This is a genomic window from Natrinema sp. SYSU A 869 (genome assembly GCF_019879105.1).
In the GTDB taxonomy this organism is placed as follows: Archaea; Halobacteriota; Halobacteria; order Halobacteriales; family Natrialbaceae; genus Natrinema.
Genome location: NZ_CP082248.1, coordinates 25858 through 47051 on the forward strand (window position 1 = coordinate 25858; position 21194 = coordinate 47051).

At 61.5% G+C, this 21194-nt stretch carries 12 protein-coding genes and 1 pseudogene; 8 read left to right on the forward strand and 5 right to left on the reverse strand.

Features of this window, described 5'->3' with window-relative positions:
* Positions 1-199 precede the first annotated feature (199 nt).
* The 4 genes and pseudogenes from K6I40_RS04050 (at position 200) to K6I40_RS04065 (ending at position 6988) form a co-directional block, all read left to right on the forward strand.
* Positions 200-1084 carry a tetrahydrofolate dehydrogenase/cyclohydrolase catalytic domain-containing protein gene (locus K6I40_RS04050; RefSeq protein ID WP_222914865.1) on the forward strand — a complete coding sequence of 295 codons (885 nt, stop codon included), beginning with the start codon at positions 200-202 and terminating at the stop codon, positions 1082-1084.
* Between the two features lie 180 nt (positions 1085-1264).
* A complete protein-coding gene (locus K6I40_RS04055) occupies positions 1265-3835 on the forward strand; it encodes an FAD-dependent oxidoreductase (RefSeq protein ID WP_222914306.1) in 2571 nt (856 codons plus the stop codon).
* Between the two features lie 8 nt (positions 3836-3843).
* Positions 3844-5081 (forward strand): annotated as a pseudogene (gene ilvA, locus K6I40_RS04060) (threonine ammonia-lyase).
* A gap of 278 nt (positions 5082-5359) precedes the next feature.
* Entirely contained in the window at positions 5360-6988 is a 1629-nt protein-coding gene (locus tag K6I40_RS04065; RefSeq protein WP_222914309.1) for a BCCT family transporter, read from the forward strand.
* Positions 6989-7590: 602 nt separating this feature from the next.
* Here the strand turns inward: K6I40_RS04065 and glyA are convergent.
* Positions 7591-8841: a serine hydroxymethyltransferase gene (gene glyA / locus K6I40_RS04070; RefSeq protein WP_222914311.1), complete on the reverse strand. Its 1251-nt coding sequence runs from the start codon at positions 8839-8841 to the stop codon at positions 7591-7593.
* Between the two features lie 138 nt (positions 8842-8979).
* Between glyA and K6I40_RS04075 the strand changes: the two genes are divergently transcribed.
* Together K6I40_RS04075 and K6I40_RS04080 are read left to right on the forward strand one after the other, a co-directional pair.
* Positions 8980-9360, forward strand: coding sequence for a Rid family detoxifying hydrolase (locus tag K6I40_RS04075; RefSeq protein ID WP_222914314.1), 381 nt, complete (start codon positions 8980-8982; stop codon positions 9358-9360).
* Between the two features lie 170 nt (positions 9361-9530).
* Positions 9531-9692: a hypothetical protein gene (locus K6I40_RS04080; RefSeq protein ID WP_222914316.1), complete on the forward strand. Its 162-nt coding sequence runs from the start codon at positions 9531-9533 to the stop codon at positions 9690-9692.
* 627 nt (positions 9693-10319) lie between these two features.
* Here K6I40_RS04080 and fdhF read toward each other — a convergent pair.
* On the reverse strand, positions 10320-13655 hold the full coding sequence (fdhF, locus tag K6I40_RS04085) for a formate dehydrogenase subunit alpha (protein ID WP_222914318.1): 3336 nt from the start codon (positions 13653-13655) through the stop codon (positions 10320-10322).
* Positions 13652-15175 carry an NADH-ubiquinone oxidoreductase-F iron-sulfur binding region domain-containing protein gene (locus tag K6I40_RS04090; protein ID WP_222914321.1) on the reverse strand — a complete coding sequence of 508 codons (1524 nt, stop codon included), beginning with the start codon at positions 15173-15175 and terminating at the stop codon, positions 13652-13654. The genes fdhF and K6I40_RS04090 overlap by 4 nt, the downstream gene beginning before the upstream one ends.
* 245 nt (positions 15176-15420) lie before the next feature.
* On the opposite strand from K6I40_RS04090, the gene K6I40_RS04095 reads away from it, so the two are divergent.
* Together K6I40_RS04095 and K6I40_RS27860 are read left to right on the forward strand one after the other, a co-directional pair.
* Positions 15421-15693: a hypothetical protein gene (locus tag K6I40_RS04095; RefSeq protein WP_222914323.1), complete on the forward strand. Its 273-nt coding sequence runs from the start codon at positions 15421-15423 to the stop codon at positions 15691-15693.
* Positions 15694-15883: 190 nt separating this feature from the next.
* Positions 15884-16258 (forward strand): hypothetical protein, encoded by a 375-nt coding sequence (locus tag K6I40_RS27860; protein ID WP_255681606.1) that lies wholly within the window; start codon positions 15884-15886, stop codon positions 16256-16258.
* A gap of 124 nt (positions 16259-16382) precedes the next feature.
* Here K6I40_RS27860 and K6I40_RS04105 read toward each other — a convergent pair whose 3' ends face one another.
* The gene (locus tag K6I40_RS04105) at positions 16383-18152 is read right to left on the reverse strand and encodes an aldehyde ferredoxin oxidoreductase C-terminal domain-containing protein (protein ID WP_222914325.1); all 1770 of its coding nucleotides are present in this window, start codon (positions 18150-18152) and stop codon (positions 16383-16385) included.
* A gap of 315 nt (positions 18153-18467) precedes the next feature.
* The gene (locus tag K6I40_RS04110; RefSeq protein WP_222914327.1) at positions 18468-21041 is read right to left on the reverse strand and encodes an FAD-dependent oxidoreductase; all 2574 of its coding nucleotides are present in this window, start codon (positions 21039-21041) and stop codon (positions 18468-18470) included.
* Between the last annotated feature and the right edge of the window lie 153 nt (positions 21042-21194).

The following is a 21194-nucleotide window of genomic DNA, read 5'->3' on the forward strand; positions in this document are numbered from 1 at the left end:
GCAGCAGTGCGCACCCCGCCCCGCTTTTCCCGCAAACGGGGGTGTAGAATCCGGCCGTCCCCGCCACCCGTAAATTAATTACTTCTACCTGATGACCCTGCAACCGCCGACGCTGCGAGTAACGGCTCAGCGCCTACCGCCAGCTGTGGGAACGTTACGGTCACTGCGGAGTGACACTCGAAGGTAAACCAATGACAGAATCATCGATGGAAACGAGATTGCGGATCGAATCAAGACAGAATTGGAAGTGTGCGTCGAAACACTCGGTGATCACGGCGTCACGCCCGGTCTCGCGACGGTGCTGATGAGCGACGACAGCGCGAGCGAGACGTACGTGAACATGAAACAGCGGGCGTGCGAGGAGATCGGGATCGAAGGGCGTCACCACGAACTCGATCCCGAGACGTCGTCGGACACACTAGAAGGCCGGATAGAGGCGTTGAACGAAAACCCGGACGTACACGGGATTCTCGTCCAGATGCCGGTCCCCGACCACGTTGACGAGCAAACCATCCTCGAACGGATCGATCCGATGAAGGACGTCGATGGGTTCCATCCGGAGAACGTTGGCAAACTCGTCACGGGGGATTCCCAGCTCAAGCCGTGTACTCCACATGGTATCCAGCGACTGCTCGCCGCCACGGGGGTGGAGACGGCAGGAAAAGACGTCGTGATCGTCGGCAGGTCCAACATCGTAGGGAAACCGATGATGAACCTTCTCGTCCAGAAGGACAATCTAGGTAACGCAACGGTGACTACCTGTCACTCCCGAACGAATAATCTCGCAGAGAAAACAAGAAACGCGGACGTCGTTATCGCTGCCGCCGGCGTCCCAGAACTGATCGACGGATCGATGCTGTCGGAAGACACCGTTGTCATCGACGTAGGCGTCAACCGTGTCGACGCGGACGACGACAAGGGGTACGAACTCGTGGGCGACGTCGAGTTCGAAAGTGCCGCGGAGCAAGCCAGTGCCATCACGCCGGTGCCCGGCGGCGTCGGACCGATGACGATCGCGATGTTGCTCTACAACACTGTCAAGGCGGCCAGCCTTCAGAAGAACGTCGACGTCGATCTTCCCTGACCTCTAGCGGCTCGCACTTCCCGAAAGTAACACATACATTTCATTTTGTGGGCGTTTTGTAAAATACCTAACCTCTAGTGGAGTCTCCTGCCGCTATACCGTAACTCAGTGCCTTCAGCCGGTTTTGACTTAAATGACCGTTGCACTTATAAGAGAATCCACCGGATTGGGTTGTGTCATATGAGCACAGATAGCGTTCCGTCACGAGCAGATACTGTCGTCATCGGTGCGGGTGCCGTCGGTTGTAGCGTCGCATACCACTTGACTGAACTCGGGGCGGAGGACGTCGTCGTTCTCGATCAGGGACCGCTTCCGGTGACCGGTGGCTCCTCCACGCACGCTCCGGGGATCATGTTTCAGACGTCACCGTCGAAGATACAGACGAAGACGGCTCACTACACGAGCCGACTACTGAAAGACGCCGGCGTCTACAGGGAAGTCGGCGGTATCGAAGTTGCACGATCGGAGGAGCGCATGGACTTCCTCGAGCGCCGCGTCGAGTGGGCGAAGTCCTACGGGCTCCCCGATCCGCAACTACTCGAGCCCGAGGAAGTCGTGGAGCACCTGCCGCTCGTCGACGAGGACGAGATCCTCGGCGGGTACTACTCCCCGACGGACGGTGTGGTGTCCGGCACTGACGCCCTCCAGTGGTACATGGAGGAATCGTCCGCCGACTTCTACGGTAACACTGAGGTGACGGACATCGAGACGGCGGCGGGCGAAGTGCAAGCTGTCGAGACCGATCAGGGACGAATCGAGTGCGGGCGGTGCGTCCTCGCGACGAACAACTGGGCGTACCAGACCGGACAGATGGTCGACCTCGATCTTCCGATCGCACCCGTCGAACATCAGTACGTCGTCACCGACTCTCTGGAGAATCTCCGAGGAAACGACTCGTCGCTCGGTGACGCTACGGCCGGTCTCGAGGTGCCTGGGGATCGGAATATCACCGAGTTCATGGCCCAGCCTCCGGATAGACCGGTCGGCCGCGATCAGGACAACTCGCTGTACTTCCGTACTCACGGCGACGGGTACGGACTCGGGTCGTACAACCACGAACCCCTGGTCGTCGATCCCGACGAGATGGGGAAAAACACCGACGAGAGTCAGGCCTCGGTTCACAGTTTCACCGAGAAACACTGGACGAAGCCAACTCATCCGAACCGGGACAAATCCCCGCAGCAGGCGTTCGACGAACTCCTTCCCGCCACTCAGGACAAGGAGTTCCAAGTTACCGAGAACGGTATCTTCGTCTACACGCCCGACGGGATGCCCGTCATCGGCGAAACCCCCGAAATCGACGGCCTGTGGACCGGATTGGCGGTCTGGTGGACGCACTCGGGCGGGTACGGCCGAATCCTCGCGGAGTGGATGGAGAACGGCGTCCCCCGCCTTCCGTCCGGGCCGGTCGACACAAGCGGCATCCACGTCGCTCGGTTCGCGCCCCACGCGGGTAACAAAGAGTACCTTATGGACCGCGGTGGGAAGCGATACGAGCAAGTGTACAGCATCGTCGAACCGCGCTGGCAACCGAACGAGCACCGGGGACTGCGCGAGAGCCCCTTCCATCCGCAGCAGGCGGAAATCGGCGCCGAGTTCTCCCAGAGCGGCGGCTGGGAAACTGCGCAGCGGTACGAGTACAACGAGGATCTCGTCGAGAAGTACGAGGACCAGATCCCGGAGCAGGACGGTTGGCAGGGGATCAACCGATCGCCGATCGAGGGCGCAGAGCACCTCCACACCCGAGAAAACGTCTCCATGTACGATATGACATCGTTCAGCTCGATCATGGTGGAGGGCGACGACGCCGACGAGTTCCTCCAGCAAGTCTGTAGCAACGACATGGAGATCAGCGTCGGGCGGGTTCGCTACACTACGTTGCTGAATGAGGGCGGCAACGTAATCGCGGACCTGACCGTGGCTCGCCTCGACGACGATGAGTACATGGTGTCCACCGGCGGCGGCAATTCGCCGGGGATCCACGGCTCCTGGCTCCAGAAGCATGCTCCCGAGACCGTCTCCGTCACCGTCGAGGAGTCGGCGAAGTGCACCGTCGGACTGTGGGGACCGAAGTCTCGGCTGTTACTCCAGCGAGTCACTGACGCCGACGTCTCTAACGACGGCTTCCCGTACTTCGGCTGTAAGCGTATGTACGTCGGCGACGTGCCGGTGATTGCACTCCGGGTGTCGTACGTGGGCGAGCTCGGTTGGGAACTGTGGGCCCCGTCGGAGTACGGTCGGAAGCTCTGGGACACCCTGTGGAAGGCCGGCCAAGACCTCGACGTCAGACCAATAGGCGACAGTGCACTCGAGTCGATGCGCCTCGAGAAGGGATTCCGCCTGTGGGGAACCGACATCGATACGGACGTCAACCCGCTCGAGGCCGGACTTCCTTTCGCCGTCGACCTCGATACGGAGTTCATCGGGAAAGAGGCGCTCGCCGAGGCCAAAGACGATGGCCTCGACAGCCAAGTCGCCTGTCTGACGCTGGACGATTCGACTGACGTGATGCTCGGCGGTCGGCCGGTTCTCGCGGATGGCGAGGTTCTCGGATACGTGCAGGCTGGCGACTTCGGCTACTCGGTTCAGGAGTCGATCGCCTACACGTACCTGCCCAGCGAGTACGCCGAGGCCGGTACCTCTGTTCAGATCCAGTGTGAGGGTGAAACGTACGACGCGACTGTCCGCGACGAACCACTGTTCGATCCCGGCCGCGACAAATCATCCGGTGACCGAACGATTCCAATATAATTTACAGTATGAGTGAATCACGGGAATTACAGATACGATACGAGGATATTCGACAGGCACACGACCGGTTGGACGACGACACGGTAGTCAAGCGCACACCGGTCGAACAGAGTACGTCGCTCGGAGAAATGGTCGGCGCCGAGGTGTACCTGAAGATGGAGCATCTCCAGTGGACCGGGTCGTTCAAGACGCGAGGTGCCTACAACAAGATCTCTCAGTCCGTCGAAGAGGGCGTCGACGAGTTCATCGCTGCCAGCGCCGGTAACCACGCACAGGGCGTGGCATTAGCGGCGACGAAGTGCGGAGCGGAGTCGACCATCGTCATGCCGAAGACCGCTCCGCAAGCCAAGATAGACGCGACCCGCGGCTACGGTGCAACAGTCGAGCTCGTCGGTCAGGACTTCCAAGACGCGATGTCGTACGCTCAGTCGGAAGCCGAAGACAGCGACGCGGAGTTTGTCCACGCGTATGACGATCCAGACATCGTCGCCGGGCAGGGTACGCTCGGGATCGAGATGCACGAGGACTGCTCGGACCTGGACACCGTTGTCGTTCCGATTGGCGGTGGGGGCTCATCAGCGGGATCGCTACTGCTTTCGCGCACCTTTCACCCGAGACACGGATCGTCGGCGTCCAGGCTGAGGGGGCCTCAACAGTTCACGAGAGTCTGGACAAAGGGATGCCGGTCACGCTTGACGAGGTCGACACTATCGCTGACGGGATAGCGACTGGCGGCATCTCGGACCTGACGCTTGACCTCATCAACGAACACGTCGACGAGATCGTGACCGTCTCCGATACGGAGATCGCAAAAGCGATCTTGCTACTGCTGGAGCGCGCCAAGCAGGTCGTCGAAGGCGCCGCGGCAGCGTCCGTCGCCGCAGTTCTGAGCCCCGATCTCGACGTTCGCGGCGAGACCGTCATGCCGCTACTCGGCGGCGGGAACCTCGACATGACAATGCTCCAGACGGTCCTTATCCATGCGCTCACCGACCGAGAACAGATCCTCCGGTTGCGCGTGCGGATCAACGACGCCCCGGGCAAGATGGCAGAGATCTCCGGAACTATCGCGAATCACGGTGCAAACATTCACGACGTCCGCCACGATCGGGCGGTGGAGGATCTCAGCGTTGGCGATTCCTATCTTGTTTTCCGGATCGAGACGAGCGGCGCCGAACATGCCGAGTCGATCATCCGGGCGATCGAATCTGAGGGATACATCGTCGAGGACGTTAATCAAAAGTAGAAATTAAAATTACATATAGTGGAAGTATCGTCCCGAAAAGGGACTACTACCTCGTGATTTATTGGTAGAATATGTTTGGTATCAATCACTCCGGGGGGTTTATACGCCACTACGAAATCTTAGGTAATGGGTACCACCGTATGCTATCACGAAACAAGGGCGCCGCGCAAGCGGAAAGACCACGAGTCAAGAATGCACGAGAGAACAGCGTCGCGAGGTCGGCCGGATTCGTACCGACACGTACATCGCGTAACCGGGGCAAACGTTGGTGATTGTATATGGTTGATTCTGAGCCAAACGATCGGTTCACTCGGTTCGTAGACGAACTCGACGTTCCCGTGTTTCTCGTCGGGTTCCTCACGGCGTTAGTAGCAGTCGTCGGGTTCGCGCTGGCGCCGGACACAGCCGCCAACGCTATGAACAGTGTGAACTCGGCTCTGTGGCAAAACGTCGGCTGGATGTACATCCTCGCGATGTTCTTCGTCGTGGTGTTCGCGTTGTTCCTAGTGTTCGGTCCGTGGGGAACCATCAAACTCGGCAAGCCGGACGAGGAGCCGCAGTACAGCTTCCTGTCGTACTTTGCGATGTTGTACTCGGCCGGAATTGCGGCTGGAATCGTCTTCTGGGGCCCGGCGGAGGCGATCTTCCACTACGACACGGTCCCGCCATTCGTCGGCGCCGAGTCACAGACGGCCGGCGCAGCGGTCGGTGCTGTTCAGTACACATTCTTCCACTGGGGTATTTCTGCGTGGGCTGCGTACGCTATCATGTCGCTTCCCATAGCGTTCTACGCGTACCGGCACGACGCGCCCATGCGGATCTCGACTGTACTCGCCCCGTTCCTCGGCGTCGACAATCTGGACAACGGCTGGGCGAAACTGGTAGACATCCTCGCGGTGTTCGCAACCCTTGGCGGTATCGCGACGACGCTGGGGTTCGTCGGGAGCCAGTTCCTGACCGGCATCGAGTACACCACCGGGATATCAGTCGGTGACGCCGGGACGGTTCTGACGATTACCGGCCTGACAATCGCGTTTACGCTGTCTGTGACGTTAGGTATCAAGAAGGGGATCCGTCGGGTGTCCCAGTTCAACCTGGGGCTGTTCATGATTGTCATGCTGTTGGCGTTCGTGCTGGGTCCGTCAGTGTACATCATGACGGTCACGACGGAAGCGATCGGGCAGTACATCAACCAGTTCGTCGCGATGAGTTTCTTCATGAACACGGGCAACGGTGCGAGCTGGGTCGGTAGCTGGACCATCTTCTACTGGGCCTGGTGGTTCTCCTGGACGCCGTTCGTCGGTCTGTTCATCGCTCGCATTTCGCGCGGCCGTACGATCAGGCAGGTCGTCTCTACGGGCGTCCTGGCGTCAACGGCGATAACAATTCCGTGGTTCGGGATCATGGGTGGTGCCGCGATCAAGCTACAATCGACCAACGCGGCGAATATCCTAGGTGCCATCTCCGAGTACGGTGTCGCTGGCTCCGGGTACCCATTATTCGAGGCGCTTCCCCTCGGTGGCGTACTGAACCTCCTGTTCTTGCTGTTGATCACGACGTTCTTCGTCACGTCGGCAGACTCCTCAACGCTGGCGCTGGGGATGCTCACGACCGGCGGTAAACTCAACCCGTCTACGATCAACCGCGTGATCTGGGGGGCCTTGGTCGGGTCGCTAGCGTCCCTGCTAATGGTTGTCGGCGGTGTCGATGCGCTTCAAGCGTCGGCGATCATCACCGGCGGTCCATTCGCCATCATCACTATCCTCGCGGTGCTGGCGATCAGTTACCCCTGTCGGGAAATCTGTCCGTTGTTCTTCGACACCGATCAATCGGACACCGTGTCGCGCTCGTCCGCGACACTCGACGCTTCAGAGGAGATGTCAGCCGAAGGGACAGATGATGACTGACCGCTTTCGACGGCCGTGCTCGGCTTCGAGCGGCCGAAGTAGGAGCCACGGGAGCACACCCTGTCGATGAGAGCCGTCGCGTCGAGGAGCACAATCGGCCGAAAACGAGACTACAGTAGCCACTGAACGTCACTATACACACAATCGTACGACGGGATCGCGGTTCGGAGCGAGCATCGTGAGCGAGAACCGCGGATTGTATGATCGGTACGTAATTCGTTTCAGTTACCACGATAGACCATTCGATCGTGGTCAAGGGTCCGAGTCAGTGCAGTCGACGTAGCCCAGACTGTCCTTTTACTGCTCGCCGCACAGTGATCTGTCCTCGTTGCCGTTGCATCGATCACCGTACTTCTCTGGCGATGTCTAGGGACACGCTCTCCCGGCCACACAGCGGCAGACAGCGTCGCGCAGTTTGATCATAGCGTCCGTCACTCGAGGCGGCGGGCCGTTCAGCCCTCGCGTGTCCGGTGTGGCCTTAAACGCAGTCTGCAGTCACGCAGCGTCGTTAGCCTGAGAGATAGGCGCGACGCCATTACTGCTCGAACCTACCTGCAAAAGAGTCGTGTGTACTCGTCAACCTGAGACGAGAGTCTCGCCTGCTACCCGTAGATCGGGAACTCTTGGCAAAGGTGTTCGACTGTCGAAGCGGCTCGGTCGTGAATTTCCTCGTCTTCGGGATTGTCGAGCACGTCCACGATGAGGTCGGCGACGGTCTTCATCTCCTTTTCTCCGAATCCCCGGGTCGTGAGCGCCGGCGTGCCGACGCGGATCCCGCTGGTAACCATCGGCGACCGCGTTTCACCAGGAACGGTGTTCTTGTTGACGATGATGCCGACGTCGGACAGTAGCTCTTCGGCTTCCTTACCTGTGATATCGGGGTGGGAGTCGCGGAGATCCACGAGCATGAGGTGCTTGTCCGTTCCACCACTCACCAGCGAGAGTCCTCGGTCATCGAACTTGTCGGCGAGCGTATCCGCGTTAGCTATGATCTGCACAGCGTAGGACTGGAACCCATCGGTGCTCGCTTCTGCGAACCCTGCGGCCTTGCCGGCCACGCTGTGCATCAATGGCCCCCCCTGCGCGCCGGGGAACACTGCGGAGTTGATGTCGTCCGCAAACTCCTCGTCACACATGATGATGCCGCCGCGGCCGGCGCGGATCGTCTTGTGCGTGCTCCCGGTGACAAACTCCGCATGTTCGACTGGCGATTCGTGGACGCCGGCAGCGATGAGTCCCGTCACGTGAGCGATGTCCGCGAGGTGGTACGCGTCGACCGTGTCCGCGATATTGCCGATACGTTCGTACTTGAATTCGCGGGGATACGCCGAGGAGCCACTAACGATGATGTCCGGGTCGAACTCGTGAGCGTGGCTCTCCAGTTCGTCATAATCGATGTAGCCCGTCTCGGGGTCGACCTCGTACTGTTCGACATCGTAGAGCTGTCCCGAGAAGTTGACGTTGTGGCCGTGAGAGAGGTGTCCACCGTGCGAGAGTGACAGCGACAGTATCTTGTCGCCCGGTTCGAGCACGGAGAAGTACACGCCCATGTTGGCCTGCGTACCGCTGTGGGGCTGCACGTTGGCGTGGTCGACTCCGAACAGTTCCTTTGCGCGTTCGATAGCGAGTTCCTCGACGGTGTCGACGTGTTGGCAGCCGCCGTAGTATCTCCCGCCGGGGTATCCCTCAGCGTACTTGTTCGTGAGGACGCTCCCCTGTGCTTCGAGCACAGCTTTCGAGACGTGATTTTCGGAGGCGATCATCCCTAGCGTCGATTCCTGCCGCTCACGCTCGAGGTCGATAGCCTCAGCCGTATTCGGATCTATCTGCTCGAGTGACTGTTTGAACGCCATATCTAGATGTCGATTATGGACGGTAAGTATCTTGCGTGCAGCGGGTATCCAACCTCAAAAAATAATATATCTGATGCTATATGCTGGTAAACCCGCGCATTACCTGGCTTTAAGATACAGGAGTGAATATCGGTGTCTATGAAGCGTGCAATCAGTACCGACGATGCTCCGGCAGCCGTGGGCGCGTACAGTCAGGCAACTACGAACGGTGAGCTGCTTTTCACCGCAGGTCAGCTCCCGCTTACAACAGACGGTCAACTCCTCGACGATGCGCCGGTCGGTGAACAGACCCGGAAATGTCTTGAAAACGTCAGCGCGATTCTCCAGTCCGAAGAGGGATCGATGGACGATGTCCTCAAGACGACCGTATTCCTCGATGATATCGATGACTTCGACGAGTTCAACCAAGCGTACAGCGAGTTCTTCGACGAAGAGCCGCCTGCCAGAAGCGCCGTTGAGGTCGGCCGCGTTCCCAAGGGGGCGGCAGTCGAAATCGAGGCGCTCGCGGTAATCGAGTAATCGCAGTCGTCTACGTGGGAATCGATCGTCCACAACGTGACGTGTTCGCACGGACGCCGTCTAACGGCGTTCTGACAGTGAGGCTATGACCGGGTTGTCGACTCCGGTACAGTCGGCCGTTGCTCGGTTTTACCGATACGCCTTTTCCGTTCGGCGTGATATAGTCGTCTATGTGTCAATACTGCAGCTACCGGTACCACGACGGCTGGACGCAGTTATTACAGTACGACGACGTGTACCAGAACATCATCAGTACAGAGTCGGAGGCGACGTACGGGTTCCACGAATCGTGGGACGAACTTCGAGAGGAAGTCGGCTACGGCGCGTCCTAATGGGGTCAATTCGGCTGAAGTTTTCGCAGGCAAGACTCGCACTTGATCCGAGGTAGTTCCGGTCGAGCCGCTTCGTCGGTCGGAGACCGATCTATCCCGTTAGCACTGGCTGCGGGCGACTGCTGTTCGCGGCCTGGAGCAGTCACTGGCGAACGACGATCATTCCGTAGCACTCGGTTTTCCGTAATAAGCGCAAGACGGAGTCTTGCGGACCGTTCGAACGGGGACAAGCCGCCGTGAACAGATGACAGATGTCGCCGATGGTGTGACCCCTTCCCTTGTCTCCGAGACAATCGACCGGAGAACCGTCTCTTCGGTGGCCCGAACTTTTGGACGCACGCAGCAATCTACGTGATCGGTCCGGTCGCCGGCGCCATTGACTACGAGAAAATCGTTCTGACTCCCTACCAGACGCGGGATAAGACCGTACAGGGGACCTCGTCGAACGAACCGGCAGACTGATTCTCGGCGATACGGCCGGCGAGAGGTCCGCTGGTTAGTGTTTGTTTTCGGCTCGTGCGCTTCGAGAGCGCCCGAACCGGGCGGTGATTCGATGACTCTGTGATAGCTCCGATACAAGAAGTTTGCTCGAACAGAAGCAGTCGATGAGCGAGATGCCCGCGACGATCAGTCGTCGCTGGCTGCGGTTCTGCCGTTGCTATCGACTCCTGCGTCGGGCGCCCGCAACACGTCCGGATCGGCGTCCGATCCAAGCGGCTCGACGCGGACGCTGGACACCTTGTACTCGGGAATTCCCGTGTGCGGGTCAAAGTTCTCCTGGGTAAGCTTATTGACCGCGCCGGCAGCGAAGTGCATCGGGATGAATAGCGTCCCGTCACCGACGCGGTCGGTCACGGTCGCCTTGACGACGATGTCTCCGCGGCGAGACTCGACCCGAACATACTCGCCGTCGGCGACGCCGAGTTCGTCGGCCGTCGAGGGGTTGATCTCGACGAAACTTTCGCCGATGTGGCTCATGAGCCCCTCGACACGTCGGGTTATCTGGCCGGTATGCCAGTGGTAGAGCACCCGCCCGGAGGTGAGCGTGAGTGGATACTCTTCGCCAGGTAGCTCGCCGGGATGCCCGCCGTCCGCGGGCACGAAGCGCGCCATGCCGTCGTCAAAGTTGAACTCTCCGTCCTCGTAATCGTAGAGGTACGGCGTTCCGGGGTGATCTTCGTCCCAGCAGGGCCACTGGAGTCCGTGCTCGTCGCCCGACTCGAGGCGGTCGTAGCTGATGCCACCGTAGATCGGGACCAGGTCGCTGATCTCGTCCATGATCTCCCGCGGATGGTCGTAGTCCCAGTCGTACCCGAGCCGGTTAGCCAGGTCCTGAGTGATCTCCCAGTCCTGGCGCGCCGTCCCGGGCGGTGTCGCAGTTGGCCGCACCCGCTGGATGCGACGCTCGGTGTTGGTGAACGTGCCGTGTTTCTCCGGCGACGTCGCTGCGGGAAGGATCACGTCCGCGTGAGTCGCCGTCTCCGTCATGAAGATATCCTGGACGACGAGGAACTCCAGTTTCTCGAGCGCCGCTTCGGCGTGCTGGATGTCGGGTTCGGACAGCGCGGGGTTCTCCCCGACGACGTACATTCCCCGAAGGTTGCCTTCGTGTGCCTCTGAGAGCATCTCCGGCACCTTGAGCCCCGGCTCCTCGGGCGGACGCTTGCCCCATGCTTCTTCGAACTTTTCGGCGACCTCGGCGTCCGCTGGATCCTGATAGCCCGGGAGGCTTCCGGGAAGCGTCCCCATGTCACCACCGCCGCCCTGCACGTTGTTCTGGCCCCGGAAGGGCGAGAGTCCGGCGCCGGGCTTGCCGACCTGGCCGAGCGTGAGAGCGAGGTCGGCCATCGCGAGGAGGTTCTGCGTGCCGTGGCTGGACTGGGTCATCCCCATCGCCCAGCCGAAGACGACGCTCTCGGCGTCGGCGAGCGTCTCGGCGGCGGACTTCAGCTCTTCGGGCGGAACGCCCGCCAACTCTTCGACTTTCTCGGGCGTGAACGCCTGTACCTTCTCCTCGACCTTCTCGAACCCCTTCGTGTTGCGCTCGATGAACGCCTCGTCGTGGAGGTCGTTCTCGATAATGTACCGGATGAGACCGTTGAGCCAGGCGACGTCGTACCCGGGTCTGGTCCGCGTGTACTGGTCGGCGTGCTCGGCGATGCCGACCTCACGGGGGTCAAAGACGACCAGGTCGGCCCCGTCTCGGACGTTTTGCTTGATTCGGGTTGCCAGAACCGGGTGCGACTCCGTCGTGTTCGACCCGGTGATGAGGTAGGCGTCGGCCTCGCCGATGTCCTCGTTGATACGGTTGGTCATGGCGCCGTACCCGAGGGTCTGTTGCAGCGCCGCCACCGTCGTCGAGTGACAGAGCCGCGCACAGTTGTCGATGTTTTTCGTCCCGAGAACCTGACGGGCGAACTTTTGGACGAGATACGCCTCTTCGTTGCTCCCCTTCGACGACGCGAGACAGCCGACCGCGTCGACGCCGTGTTCGGCCTGGATCGCGCTCAGTTCGCTTGCGACGCGATCGAGTGCCTCGTCCCAGGACGCCGTCTCGAACTCGCCGTCGTCGTTACGCACGAGCGGTTCCGTGATCCGCTCGTCGCTGTTGGCGAACTCGTGTCCGAACTTCCCTTTCACGCAGGTCGAGAAGTTGTTGGCGGGCGCCTTCGCGGGGTCTTCGACAGGTTGGACACCGATCGCGTCGCCGTCTTTGCCCCACATCTCGAACCGACAGCCGACAGCACAGAACCCGCACGTCGTCTCCTCCTTGTCGATCTTACCGAGTCGGTAGTCGCTCACGGCCGACGCGACGTCGAACAACCGCCCCTCGGGGAGTACCTTCGTCGCGATGTTCTCGGCGGTGTGTTCGCCCGCCAACATGGCTTTACGACCGTACTCTGTGGCGAGGTCCATCGCACGGTGCCTGCTCTGGGTCATAAACCGTGCGACGCCGCTTCTGTCGGCCGGACTCACGCTGGGACTAGCACCCAGCCGATTCTCTCCACCGGAGTCGGGCGAGCGGTTCGGTGCCGTCGTGTCATCGAGCGTTTCGACCTCTTCGTGTTCGACGACTTTCCCGACGGAGTTGCGCTGGGTGAACCCCGGAAGCGGGAGCGTCGCGGCGCCGCCGATGTCCTTCTCTGTCAACGCGCCTGTCGGACAGACGGTCGCGCAGTGACCGCAGGAGACGCAGTCGGACTCGGCCATCGTCTCGGCGTCGGACTGGAAGCCGATGCGCGTATCCTCGCCGTGGCCCTCGATACGGAGCACGCCCTCGACCTGGACATCGTTACACCCCTCGACGCACCGGTTGCAGAGGATGCACTTGTTCCGGTCAATCTGGATGAACGACGAACTGTCGTCGACGGGTTCGTACTCGTCACGGTCGTCGAAGACGCCATAGCGCGGGTGGTCGACGCCCTCGCTGATTGCGGTGTCCTGTAGTTCGCAGCGGCCGTTGCCGTTACAGGTCGTACACCGGAGGTTGTGGTTCGAGAGGACCAGATCGAGGTTGACGCTGCGCGTCTCTTCGGCGTCGGGGGTGTCCGTCTGCACGGTGAGCCCGTCCTCGGCCGGAAACGAACACGAGGGAACGAGGCCGTGCTCGTCGGTCTCGACCATGCAGGTCCGGCACTCGCTCCGCGGGCCAATCTCGCCGCTGCAATCGCCGTCGCGGTCGTAGTAACACAGCGCTGGGACATCGGCGTCGTCATCAACGCCGTCCGCGCCGGGGTCGATGCTAACCGTCTCGTCGTCGACGGTCTGCATCGCGTCGATGATGGTCGACCCGGGTGGAACAGTCACCGGTTTGCTGTTGATCGTCACCGTCGTCGGCTCGTCGCCGTCGGTACCGACGGTGAGGTCGTTCGCGGTGCCGGTCTCGAACTCGGCGGAGACCGGCGTATTCGGTTGCGGGTCTTCGATATCGGGAACGGCAGGGAATGTGTCGTCAGTACTCATAGTTTCTCCGCGCAGGTGCCGCTGGGACAGCGGCCGTCGGTATGCGCTCGGAACTCCGGTTCGAACTCGTCAATCGCGGTCGTTACGGGGCGGGGCGCGTGAGCGCCGATCCGGCAGTTGCTCGACCGTGTCATCACTCGACCCAGTTCGCGGATCGTGTCGACCTCGATCGATCCCTGGTAGACGTCTCGCAGGAGTTCGGTGAGCTGTTGCGTCCCTTCGCGGCCTGGCACGCAGCGGCCGCTGTTTTCGGTGGATGCGAACCGGGCGCGCTCGCCGACGTCGGCGACCACGCACCGGTCGTCGTTTAGGAGCTCGACGACGCCGTCGGTCCCGAGATCGGCCGCAGTAAGCGACTGTGCGGTTGGAGCGATGTCGAGGTCTCGCACGATGCCGCCGAGGACGCCGCCGACGCAGGCCATCTTGAACGACCCTGTCAGATCGACGGCATCTCGAACCACCGAAAGGCTGCTGTCCGACAGGAGTTCGATGGTTGCCGGATGGGCGATATCGCCGGTGACGGTGATCAGCCGGGTGCCCGGTTCGGCGGCATTTGCATCGAACGCGTCCGGATCGCGGATAGCCCGCCGTACCTGTGCGAACGTCCGCGGCGTGTGGATGACCGTCGGCCGTCCGTAGAGACCGTGCTTGGCGGGTGACGGCGGCTGGAGACGCGGTTCGATGCGGTCGGCCCCTTCCATCGCCTCGAGGGCGGCCGTCGGGGCGCCGGCACGGTACTCATCGGGGCCGGCCACCAGCTGCGGAACGATCGGCAGTTCGCCGGCGACTGCATCGATCGCTTCGCGGAGGTGTCGATGCAGGTGACTATCCTCCTCGTTCAGGTAGACGATAGCGTCGTCGGCACCCAGATACTCGGCGACGGCTGCTATCCCGTCGAGGACGGCGATCGGCGCTCCGCCGAGCAGTACCTCGTCCGCTCGCTGCTCGTCGCGCGTCTCGTTCGCATTGGCAACCACGACCGGGTCTCCGTCCGCGTCCCGGGCGGTCTCCCACGCGTCGGCGACGGGGGCATCGGCGGTGGCGTCGCCGCGTCCCCGACCGAGGAGTCCGATATCCGTCACCCTCTCGGCGGTTCGTTCAGACGCGACGACCGGCCACTCTTTTGGATCGAGCGGGTCGACCCATCCACACCGATCGAGCACCGACCGCCGACCGACTGAGAGCGGCCCCATGTTCGGGATCGGGAGCGACATCGTCTTGGGTCCGTGTTCGACAACCGCGTCAGCGTCATCTGTCGGGATGGTTCCGTCTTCCAGCGTGTCGACGACGTCCCGGGCGGTCGACGGCTTCGCGTCGGCAAAGAACGCTGTTCGGCCCTCGTGCGTCGCCATGACGAGTGGTTCACTCCCCATTACACCGGTCGGTCCCGTGCGGACCACCGGTATCGAGTCGGCTTCGTCTTGCATCGCCGTCACGACTTGTTCGTCGCCGTTCGCCGCGATGTCGATCGCGACGCGGACGAGAGTTGAGCTATCAGCGGTGCTTGGACCCCGTTTCATTGGTTATAACGTTGAATCGCAGGGATAAAAACTCTCATGACCGGACTACTGTAATTACTTTGCATACTAACAGGTGAAAAATCCACGACTGAAGTCGTAGGTGTGTCACAATCGGGTTGTTGTGGTTCCATGTTCCCTGTTACAAATTTGTCCCCCATACCCGCCCACGGCCAACCTAATCCCTCGCCAATCAGTCACTTAGCTTATCAAAGAGGTTAGGACCCTCTGGGATCATATCAGGTACGATGACGAACCCCCGATTCGAGGAAGTCAAAACGGAAGCGGCGGAGGCAGTCTCCGGTAACGATCTCCGTTCGGTGTACACTGGTATTGTCCACGAGAACGGCCGCCACGAGTACTATTTCGGTAACGATACTGAGGAAGCGGCCGAACTTCGGGAAGCCGCAGCGATTCAGCTCGGCATGCTGGTGCGCGTACTCGCCGACCGTTCCGACAGCCCTGTCGAGGAGATCGCCGATCTCGCAGTCGAGCGCGCCGAGCAAATGGAGCTTCGGTGAGCGCTTGACGGCCGGGATTTCGTGGCTGCATCCTCTCGGGTAACGCGGCCACACGCTGTTCCGTGGTGCAGACTACAAAACATAAGATGGACGATAGTATTTGCTTTCGTAATTCTATGTTTGGGCATAGAGAAATATAATTATACTCCACCAACACACTTTTAGCATAATACGGAAGTACGTAGTTATAATGCCGAATAACACTCCCTGTTCGACTGCAGCCCCGGGGCCAGATCCCACCGATATCGAATCAATAGCAGCGGATACCGCGCTCGAGGTTCTGTCGAACGAGCGCTGTCGGTGCGTGCTTCAATGCCTGCTACCGGTCGACAACCCGATGGCGTTAGCGGACCTGGCAGATGAAGTCGCCGCTTCGGAGAACGGCACCGGGACGACCGATGTCTCGAAAGAGGACGCGAAAGACGTCTACGTGTCGCTCTATCACGCAGCGGTTCCGAAACTAGCAGATGCGGATATTGTCGAGTACGATCAGGTCCAGAACACAGTCTCGCTAACACAGAACGCTGCGGAGCTACGTCCGCTTCTGGAAGTTGCCGACGACTGACCGCTGTAGTTACCAAACGACCAGCTTCGTCCGGACTGGTGCCGGACGAGCGCCGAAACGATTCGGCCGCGACTGCTGGCCGAGACGGCCTGGCGTCCTGACGGAGCAGTGGCCGTTGCGACACTCATTTCCGTTCCATGGGTCGCTCGGCCAGCGGCGTCTCGTCATCGACGACCTCGTCCAACCCGAGACGATCGACCGTCTCGCGGGCCGGTCGACCGTCGGCTCCCCACCCGCGCTCCGCGTAATAGGCGTCGAGCATCGCTTCGAAACGATCCTCGTCGACCGCCTGCCCGTCGTTCGGACCCGACTCCAGGGGTTTTCGGAGCGCGGGCGGTAGTTCGTCGTCCGCTCGAGAGATCCCCTCGCGAACGTTAAACAACCGGGTAAGCGTCCAGATGCGCTCCCCGATCGTCTGCAAGTCTCCGTCGGTGTCCAACCCCACGGCGTCCAGCCACTCGGCGCCGAGATCCTTGAAGACGTCGCCGACGAAGTCGTCGACGATCAGGCACCAGAGAATCGAGCGCTGGTCCTGTTCAGTTACGACGGCGCGGGCGGCCCGCCCCGGACTCCAGTTCTCGAAGATCTCCCGCTCGATCGGGATCGCTCGCCGGTGGCAGGCGCCGCGATCGCTTGTGGCATAGGCCAGCGCCATGCTTTCGGCGCCCCGGGGATCGTACGCGGGCAGTTCCATCGCCTTAACCGTCGGCACGAGATTGTCGCCGCCGAACCGCTCGGCCGCCGCGTCGACTCCCTCCGCCAGTACGTCGCCGAGCGTTGTCTCTCGGGTCGCGATGTCGCGAAGCAGCGACCGTGCGTCGTCGGGATCACCGAACGCAAACGAGTGATCGAGCAGGCTCGCCTCGCTGGCACGGATGGCCCACGCGACGGTGTTTCCGGCGCTGATCAAATCGAGACCGAGTCGGTCACACGTCGCCCCGAGTTCCGCCACGGCGTCGAAATCGTCGATTCCCAGGCCCGCGCCGAGCGTCATCGCTGTGGCACCGCGGGGGACGCTCTCGCCCGCGTCAGTCTCGACCCGGTACCCTCCGGGGTCTTCGTCGTCCGGGTACTCCCGCTCTCGCGCCAGTTCGCGGACGGCGGCGATGCCGATGTCGTCTGCGCCCTCGAACTGCCCGTCTTGCCATCCGCGCGTCGGGAGGACGCCGGTCTCGTTAGCAAAGTCGACCGTTTCGACGGTGCCGCTCGCTTGCAGCCACCTTCCAGCGTCTGATTCGCGATAGCGTTCCGCATACCGTTCGCGCAGGTTCTCGAGGCCCGACGGGGGATCGCCCCGGGCGACGACAGCCTTGAGCCGCTTGGCACCCATCACGGCGCCCGCGCCGCCCCGACCAGCGTGGTGGTCGCCGGCGTCGGACGAAATGGTCGCGTAGGCGACCTGGTTCTCCCCTGCGGGACCGACACAGGCGACTGCGGCGTCGGAAAAGTGCTCGTCAGTGGCGACGGTATCCGTTCCCCAGGTCTCGGCCGACTCGATATCCACGTCTCCGTCCGCCACGACGAGTCGGACTGGCTCTGACGCCCGGCCGGTGACGAGGATGCCGCCGGCGTCACGTAACGCACCCGCGAGCACTGCCGGGAACGTCCCTCCGGCGTACGAGTCGAGGAAGCTCCCGGTCAGAGGGGACTTCGTGATCGCCGCGTAGCGACTCTCTCCCGGAAGGAGTCCCGATACCGGGCCAATCATGAACAGCAGGACATTATTCGGTCCGAGCGGATCAGTACCGGCGTCCAGTTCCTCGTAGAGGTACCGCGCTCCGAGACCCTTGCCGCCGACGTAGCGCCGTCGCCACTCGTCCGGGACGGAAACGCGGTCCACCGACTCCGTCGAGAGATCGACGCGGATGAGTCGATCGGGCGCGCGAAGGTGCATCGGTTTGATGTATCCCCTTGCGGTGTAAAAAGGTACCTCGTCTCCGGATGTACAGCACCGTTCAGACGGCCGTGTCCGTGCGCGGGCTTCAATCGCCGCGGCCGTTCGACGCGTTTCAGCGAACCGGACCACCACTGTCACTGACGCACTCGTGGTCAACTGCCGGACAAGCTAGGGTTCGCCGATCGAGATGCGAATAGACTGTCACTTTTCGACGGCGATGGTCCATTCGATCGCACGACAGAGCGCCGATCCCGTCAAGGGAAAGTGAAAATTCGGACACTAACCCCCAGTGTGCCGTCGAGTGCGCGCCTTTTAATCGAGAAGCGGTTCCTCGCGGACAGTCGCGTCGTACCGTTCGCCCTCGTACTGGATCTCGAGTTCGGTCCCGGGCTCCGCGTACTCCGGCGGGAGGTACGTGTAGACGACGCAGGCGCCGACCGTGTACCCGTACTCGGCGCTGTGTACGTAGCCGATCGGTTCGTCACCGTCGAAGATCGGACGGTGAGGGAGGATCGTCGCCTCTTCGTCGTCGAGGGTCAGGCACGCGACCTTGTGGTCGATGTTGTTACCCTCGGCCGCTTCGACGACCGCCTCCTTCCCGATGAAGTCGGTCTCCAGGTCGGTGGCCCACCCGAGGCCCGCTTCGTAGGGGTTGTGCTCGGTGTGGAGGTCCTCTCCCCATAGCCGGAAGCCCTTCTCGATACGCAAGGCGTTCAACGCGCCGTTGCCGTACGGGCGAAGGTCGTACTCTTCGCCGGCCTCCATGAGGTGCTCCCAGAGCTGCTCGCCGTACTCGGAGGGCGTGTACAGCTCCCAGCCGAGTTCGCCAGCGTAGGACACCCGAAGCGCGGTGACGGGCACGTTTTTGATGAAGAACTGCTGACTCGTGAAGAACGGGAACGCCTCGTCGGAGAGGTCCACGTCCGTCACCTTGGAGAGCACCTTCCGCGCGTTCGGACCGGTACAGACCATCGCCGCCAGGCTGGAGGTGGCGTCGTTGACGACCACGTCCTCGGGGGACTGCTCGCGGACCCATGCGACGTGGTTGTTTCCGACCTCGCGACCCGTCGTCAGGAGGAGGTAGCGGTCGTCGTCGACGCGCGTGACGGTGATGTCGGCGCGGACGCCGCCTCCCTCGTTACACATCAAGGTGTACCGGACGTCGCCGATGTCGAGGTTCATGTCGTTCGTACAGAGGCGCTGGACGAAGTCTCCGGCGTCGCTCCCGACGACCTCCATCTTGTTGAACGACGTCATGTCGTGGAGGCCGACCTTGTTGCGGACGTGGAGCGCCTCCGCGCCCTCGATGGGCGACCAGTACTTGCCCTCCCAGCCCTCACGGTCCGGGATCTGCTCGCCGTACTCGGCGAGCAGGTCGGCGTTGGACTCGAACCACTGCGGTTCCTCCCAACCGGCTTCGGCCCACAGCTCGGCGTCGAGTTCCTTGTGGCTGTGGTACATCGGCGTGCGGCGGATGTCGCGCTGGTGATCCGTCCACACCCACTTCGGGTGCATGATGTTGTAGACGATGCGGTACTCTTCGCCCCCGATGTCTCGAGCGAAGTCCCAGCTGCCTTCGTGGGCGTCGAACCGATTGACGTTGCAGTGACGGAGACCGATCGGCCCGTCAGGAAGGCGGGGGACGCCGTTCTCCATCCACTCGGCGAGCGCCTTGCCGGCGCCGCCGGCGTGAGTGACCCAGATGGCTGCCGCAGTCCAGAGCCCGTCGTACTTCTGGACTGGCCCCATCACCGGCAGGCCGTTGGGGGACTCTGCGAACATGCCGTTGTACTTGTGTTCGAGTTCCCTCCCCTCAGTGGCCGGCAACAGTTCGTTGCTGGCCTGTCGCGGGGCCTTGTCCGGTCGATCCGGGTGCGTCGCGTTGTTCATATGGTACTCGGTGAACTCGTGGATCGAGCCCTGTTCAGCGTCTTCCTCGTTGCCGCCGAGCTCCTGCGGGTCGGGCACGACGGATTCGTGGTTGTACGACCCAATTCCGTAGGAGTCCCCGTGCGTCCGGAAGTACATCGCGTTGTCCTGATCGCGGAGGATCGGCCGATCAGGACCCGCGAGCAGGCGGTCGACTTTGTCTCCGGAGACGCCCTTATAGTTCTCGTACAGCGGGTGATCGCTGACGTCGATCTGGTTGTCGGCGAGCTCCTCGAGCGACTCGGTCATCGTGTACTGGTGTTCGACTGGCGTCACCGGGAGGTGAACGTCGAGTTTCTCGCCCAGCTGACGCGCCCAGATATTCGTCGCGATGACGACTTCGTTACACTCGATCGTCCCGTTTTCGGTGATCACCGAGCTGACCGACCCGTTCTCGGTCTCGACGTCTTCGGTGCGGGTGTGCGGAACGAACTTTGCTCCCCGATCCATGGCCTCGCGGGCGAGGGCAGCGCATGCGACGACACCAGATACCTGGCCGTCTGTCGGCGAGTAGTACCCTCCCTGGATCTCGTCGGTATCGACGAGCGGTAGTTTCTCTTCGACTTCCTCGGGCGAGAGGATCTCCGAGTCCGGGAGCCCCCAGGACTCGGCCCACTCGACACGGCGCCGTAGGTAGTCCATCCGCCCGTCGCTCCGCGCGACCTCGATACCACCAACTTCGTTGTAGGCCTGAACGCCGTCGTCGTCCTCTAGGTCCGAGTACAGGTTACGGCTGTACTTGGCGAACTTTGAGAGGATTTTCGACTCGGAGGTCTGGAACATGATCCCCGGCGCGTGGCTGGAAGATCCACCAGTGGTTGGCATCGGTCCCTGATCAACGACGACGACGTTGTCTCGACCGAGTTCAGTGAGCTGGTACGCCAGGTTGCACCCGACGATACCGGCACCGACAATAACAGTGTCTGCTTGGTCCGGCAAGCTGTCGTCTGCGTTCATAATTGTACACTCCTTGGTGTCGGTCGGGTACAAATATAATTATCGCTCATTCGGATCTGTCCCAAAACCTGATAGAAAAATCACAATTAGAGTTTTCGAGGTAGCTGGAGATAACAGTGATGTCACTGTTAGTCTACGGTGCCATCGCCAAGC

Excerpts from the sequence above, each read along its gene's own strand:
- K6I40_RS04055 (WP_222914306.1), top strand. The coding sequence starts at position 1,265 with ATGAGCACAGATAGCGTTCCGTCACGAGCAGATACTGTCGTCATCGGT.
- K6I40_RS04065 (WP_222914309.1), top strand. The coding sequence starts at position 5,360 with ATGGTTGATTCTGAGCCAAACGATCGGTTCACTCGGTTCGTAGACGAA.
- glyA (WP_222914311.1), bottom strand. The coding sequence starts at position 8,841 with ATGGCGTTCAAACAGTCACTCGAGCAGATAGATCCGAATACGGCTGAG.
- K6I40_RS04075 (WP_222914314.1), top strand. The coding sequence starts at position 8,980 with ATGAAGCGTGCAATCAGTACCGACGATGCTCCGGCAGCCGTGGGCGCG.
- K6I40_RS04080 (WP_222914316.1), top strand. The coding sequence starts at position 9,531 with ATGTGTCAATACTGCAGCTACCGGTACCACGACGGCTGGACGCAGTTA.
- fdhF (WP_222914318.1), bottom strand. The coding sequence starts at position 13,655 with ATGAGTACTGACGACACATTCCCTGCCGTTCCCGATATCGAAGACCCG.
- K6I40_RS04090 (WP_222914321.1), bottom strand. The coding sequence starts at position 15,175 with ATGAAACGGGGTCCAAGCACCGCTGATAGCTCAACTCTCGTCCGCGTC.
- K6I40_RS04095 (WP_222914323.1), top strand. The coding sequence starts at position 15,421 with ATGACGAACCCCCGATTCGAGGAAGTCAAAACGGAAGCGGCGGAGGCA.
- K6I40_RS27860 (WP_255681606.1), top strand. The coding sequence starts at position 15,884 with ATGCCGAATAACACTCCCTGTTCGACTGCAGCCCCGGGGCCAGATCCC.
- K6I40_RS04105 (WP_222914325.1), bottom strand. The coding sequence starts at position 18,152 with ATGCACCTTCGCGCGCCCGATCGACTCATCCGCGTCGATCTCTCGACG.
- K6I40_RS04110 (WP_222914327.1), bottom strand. The coding sequence starts at position 21,041 with ATGAACGCAGACGACAGCTTGCCGGACCAAGCAGACACTGTTATTGTC.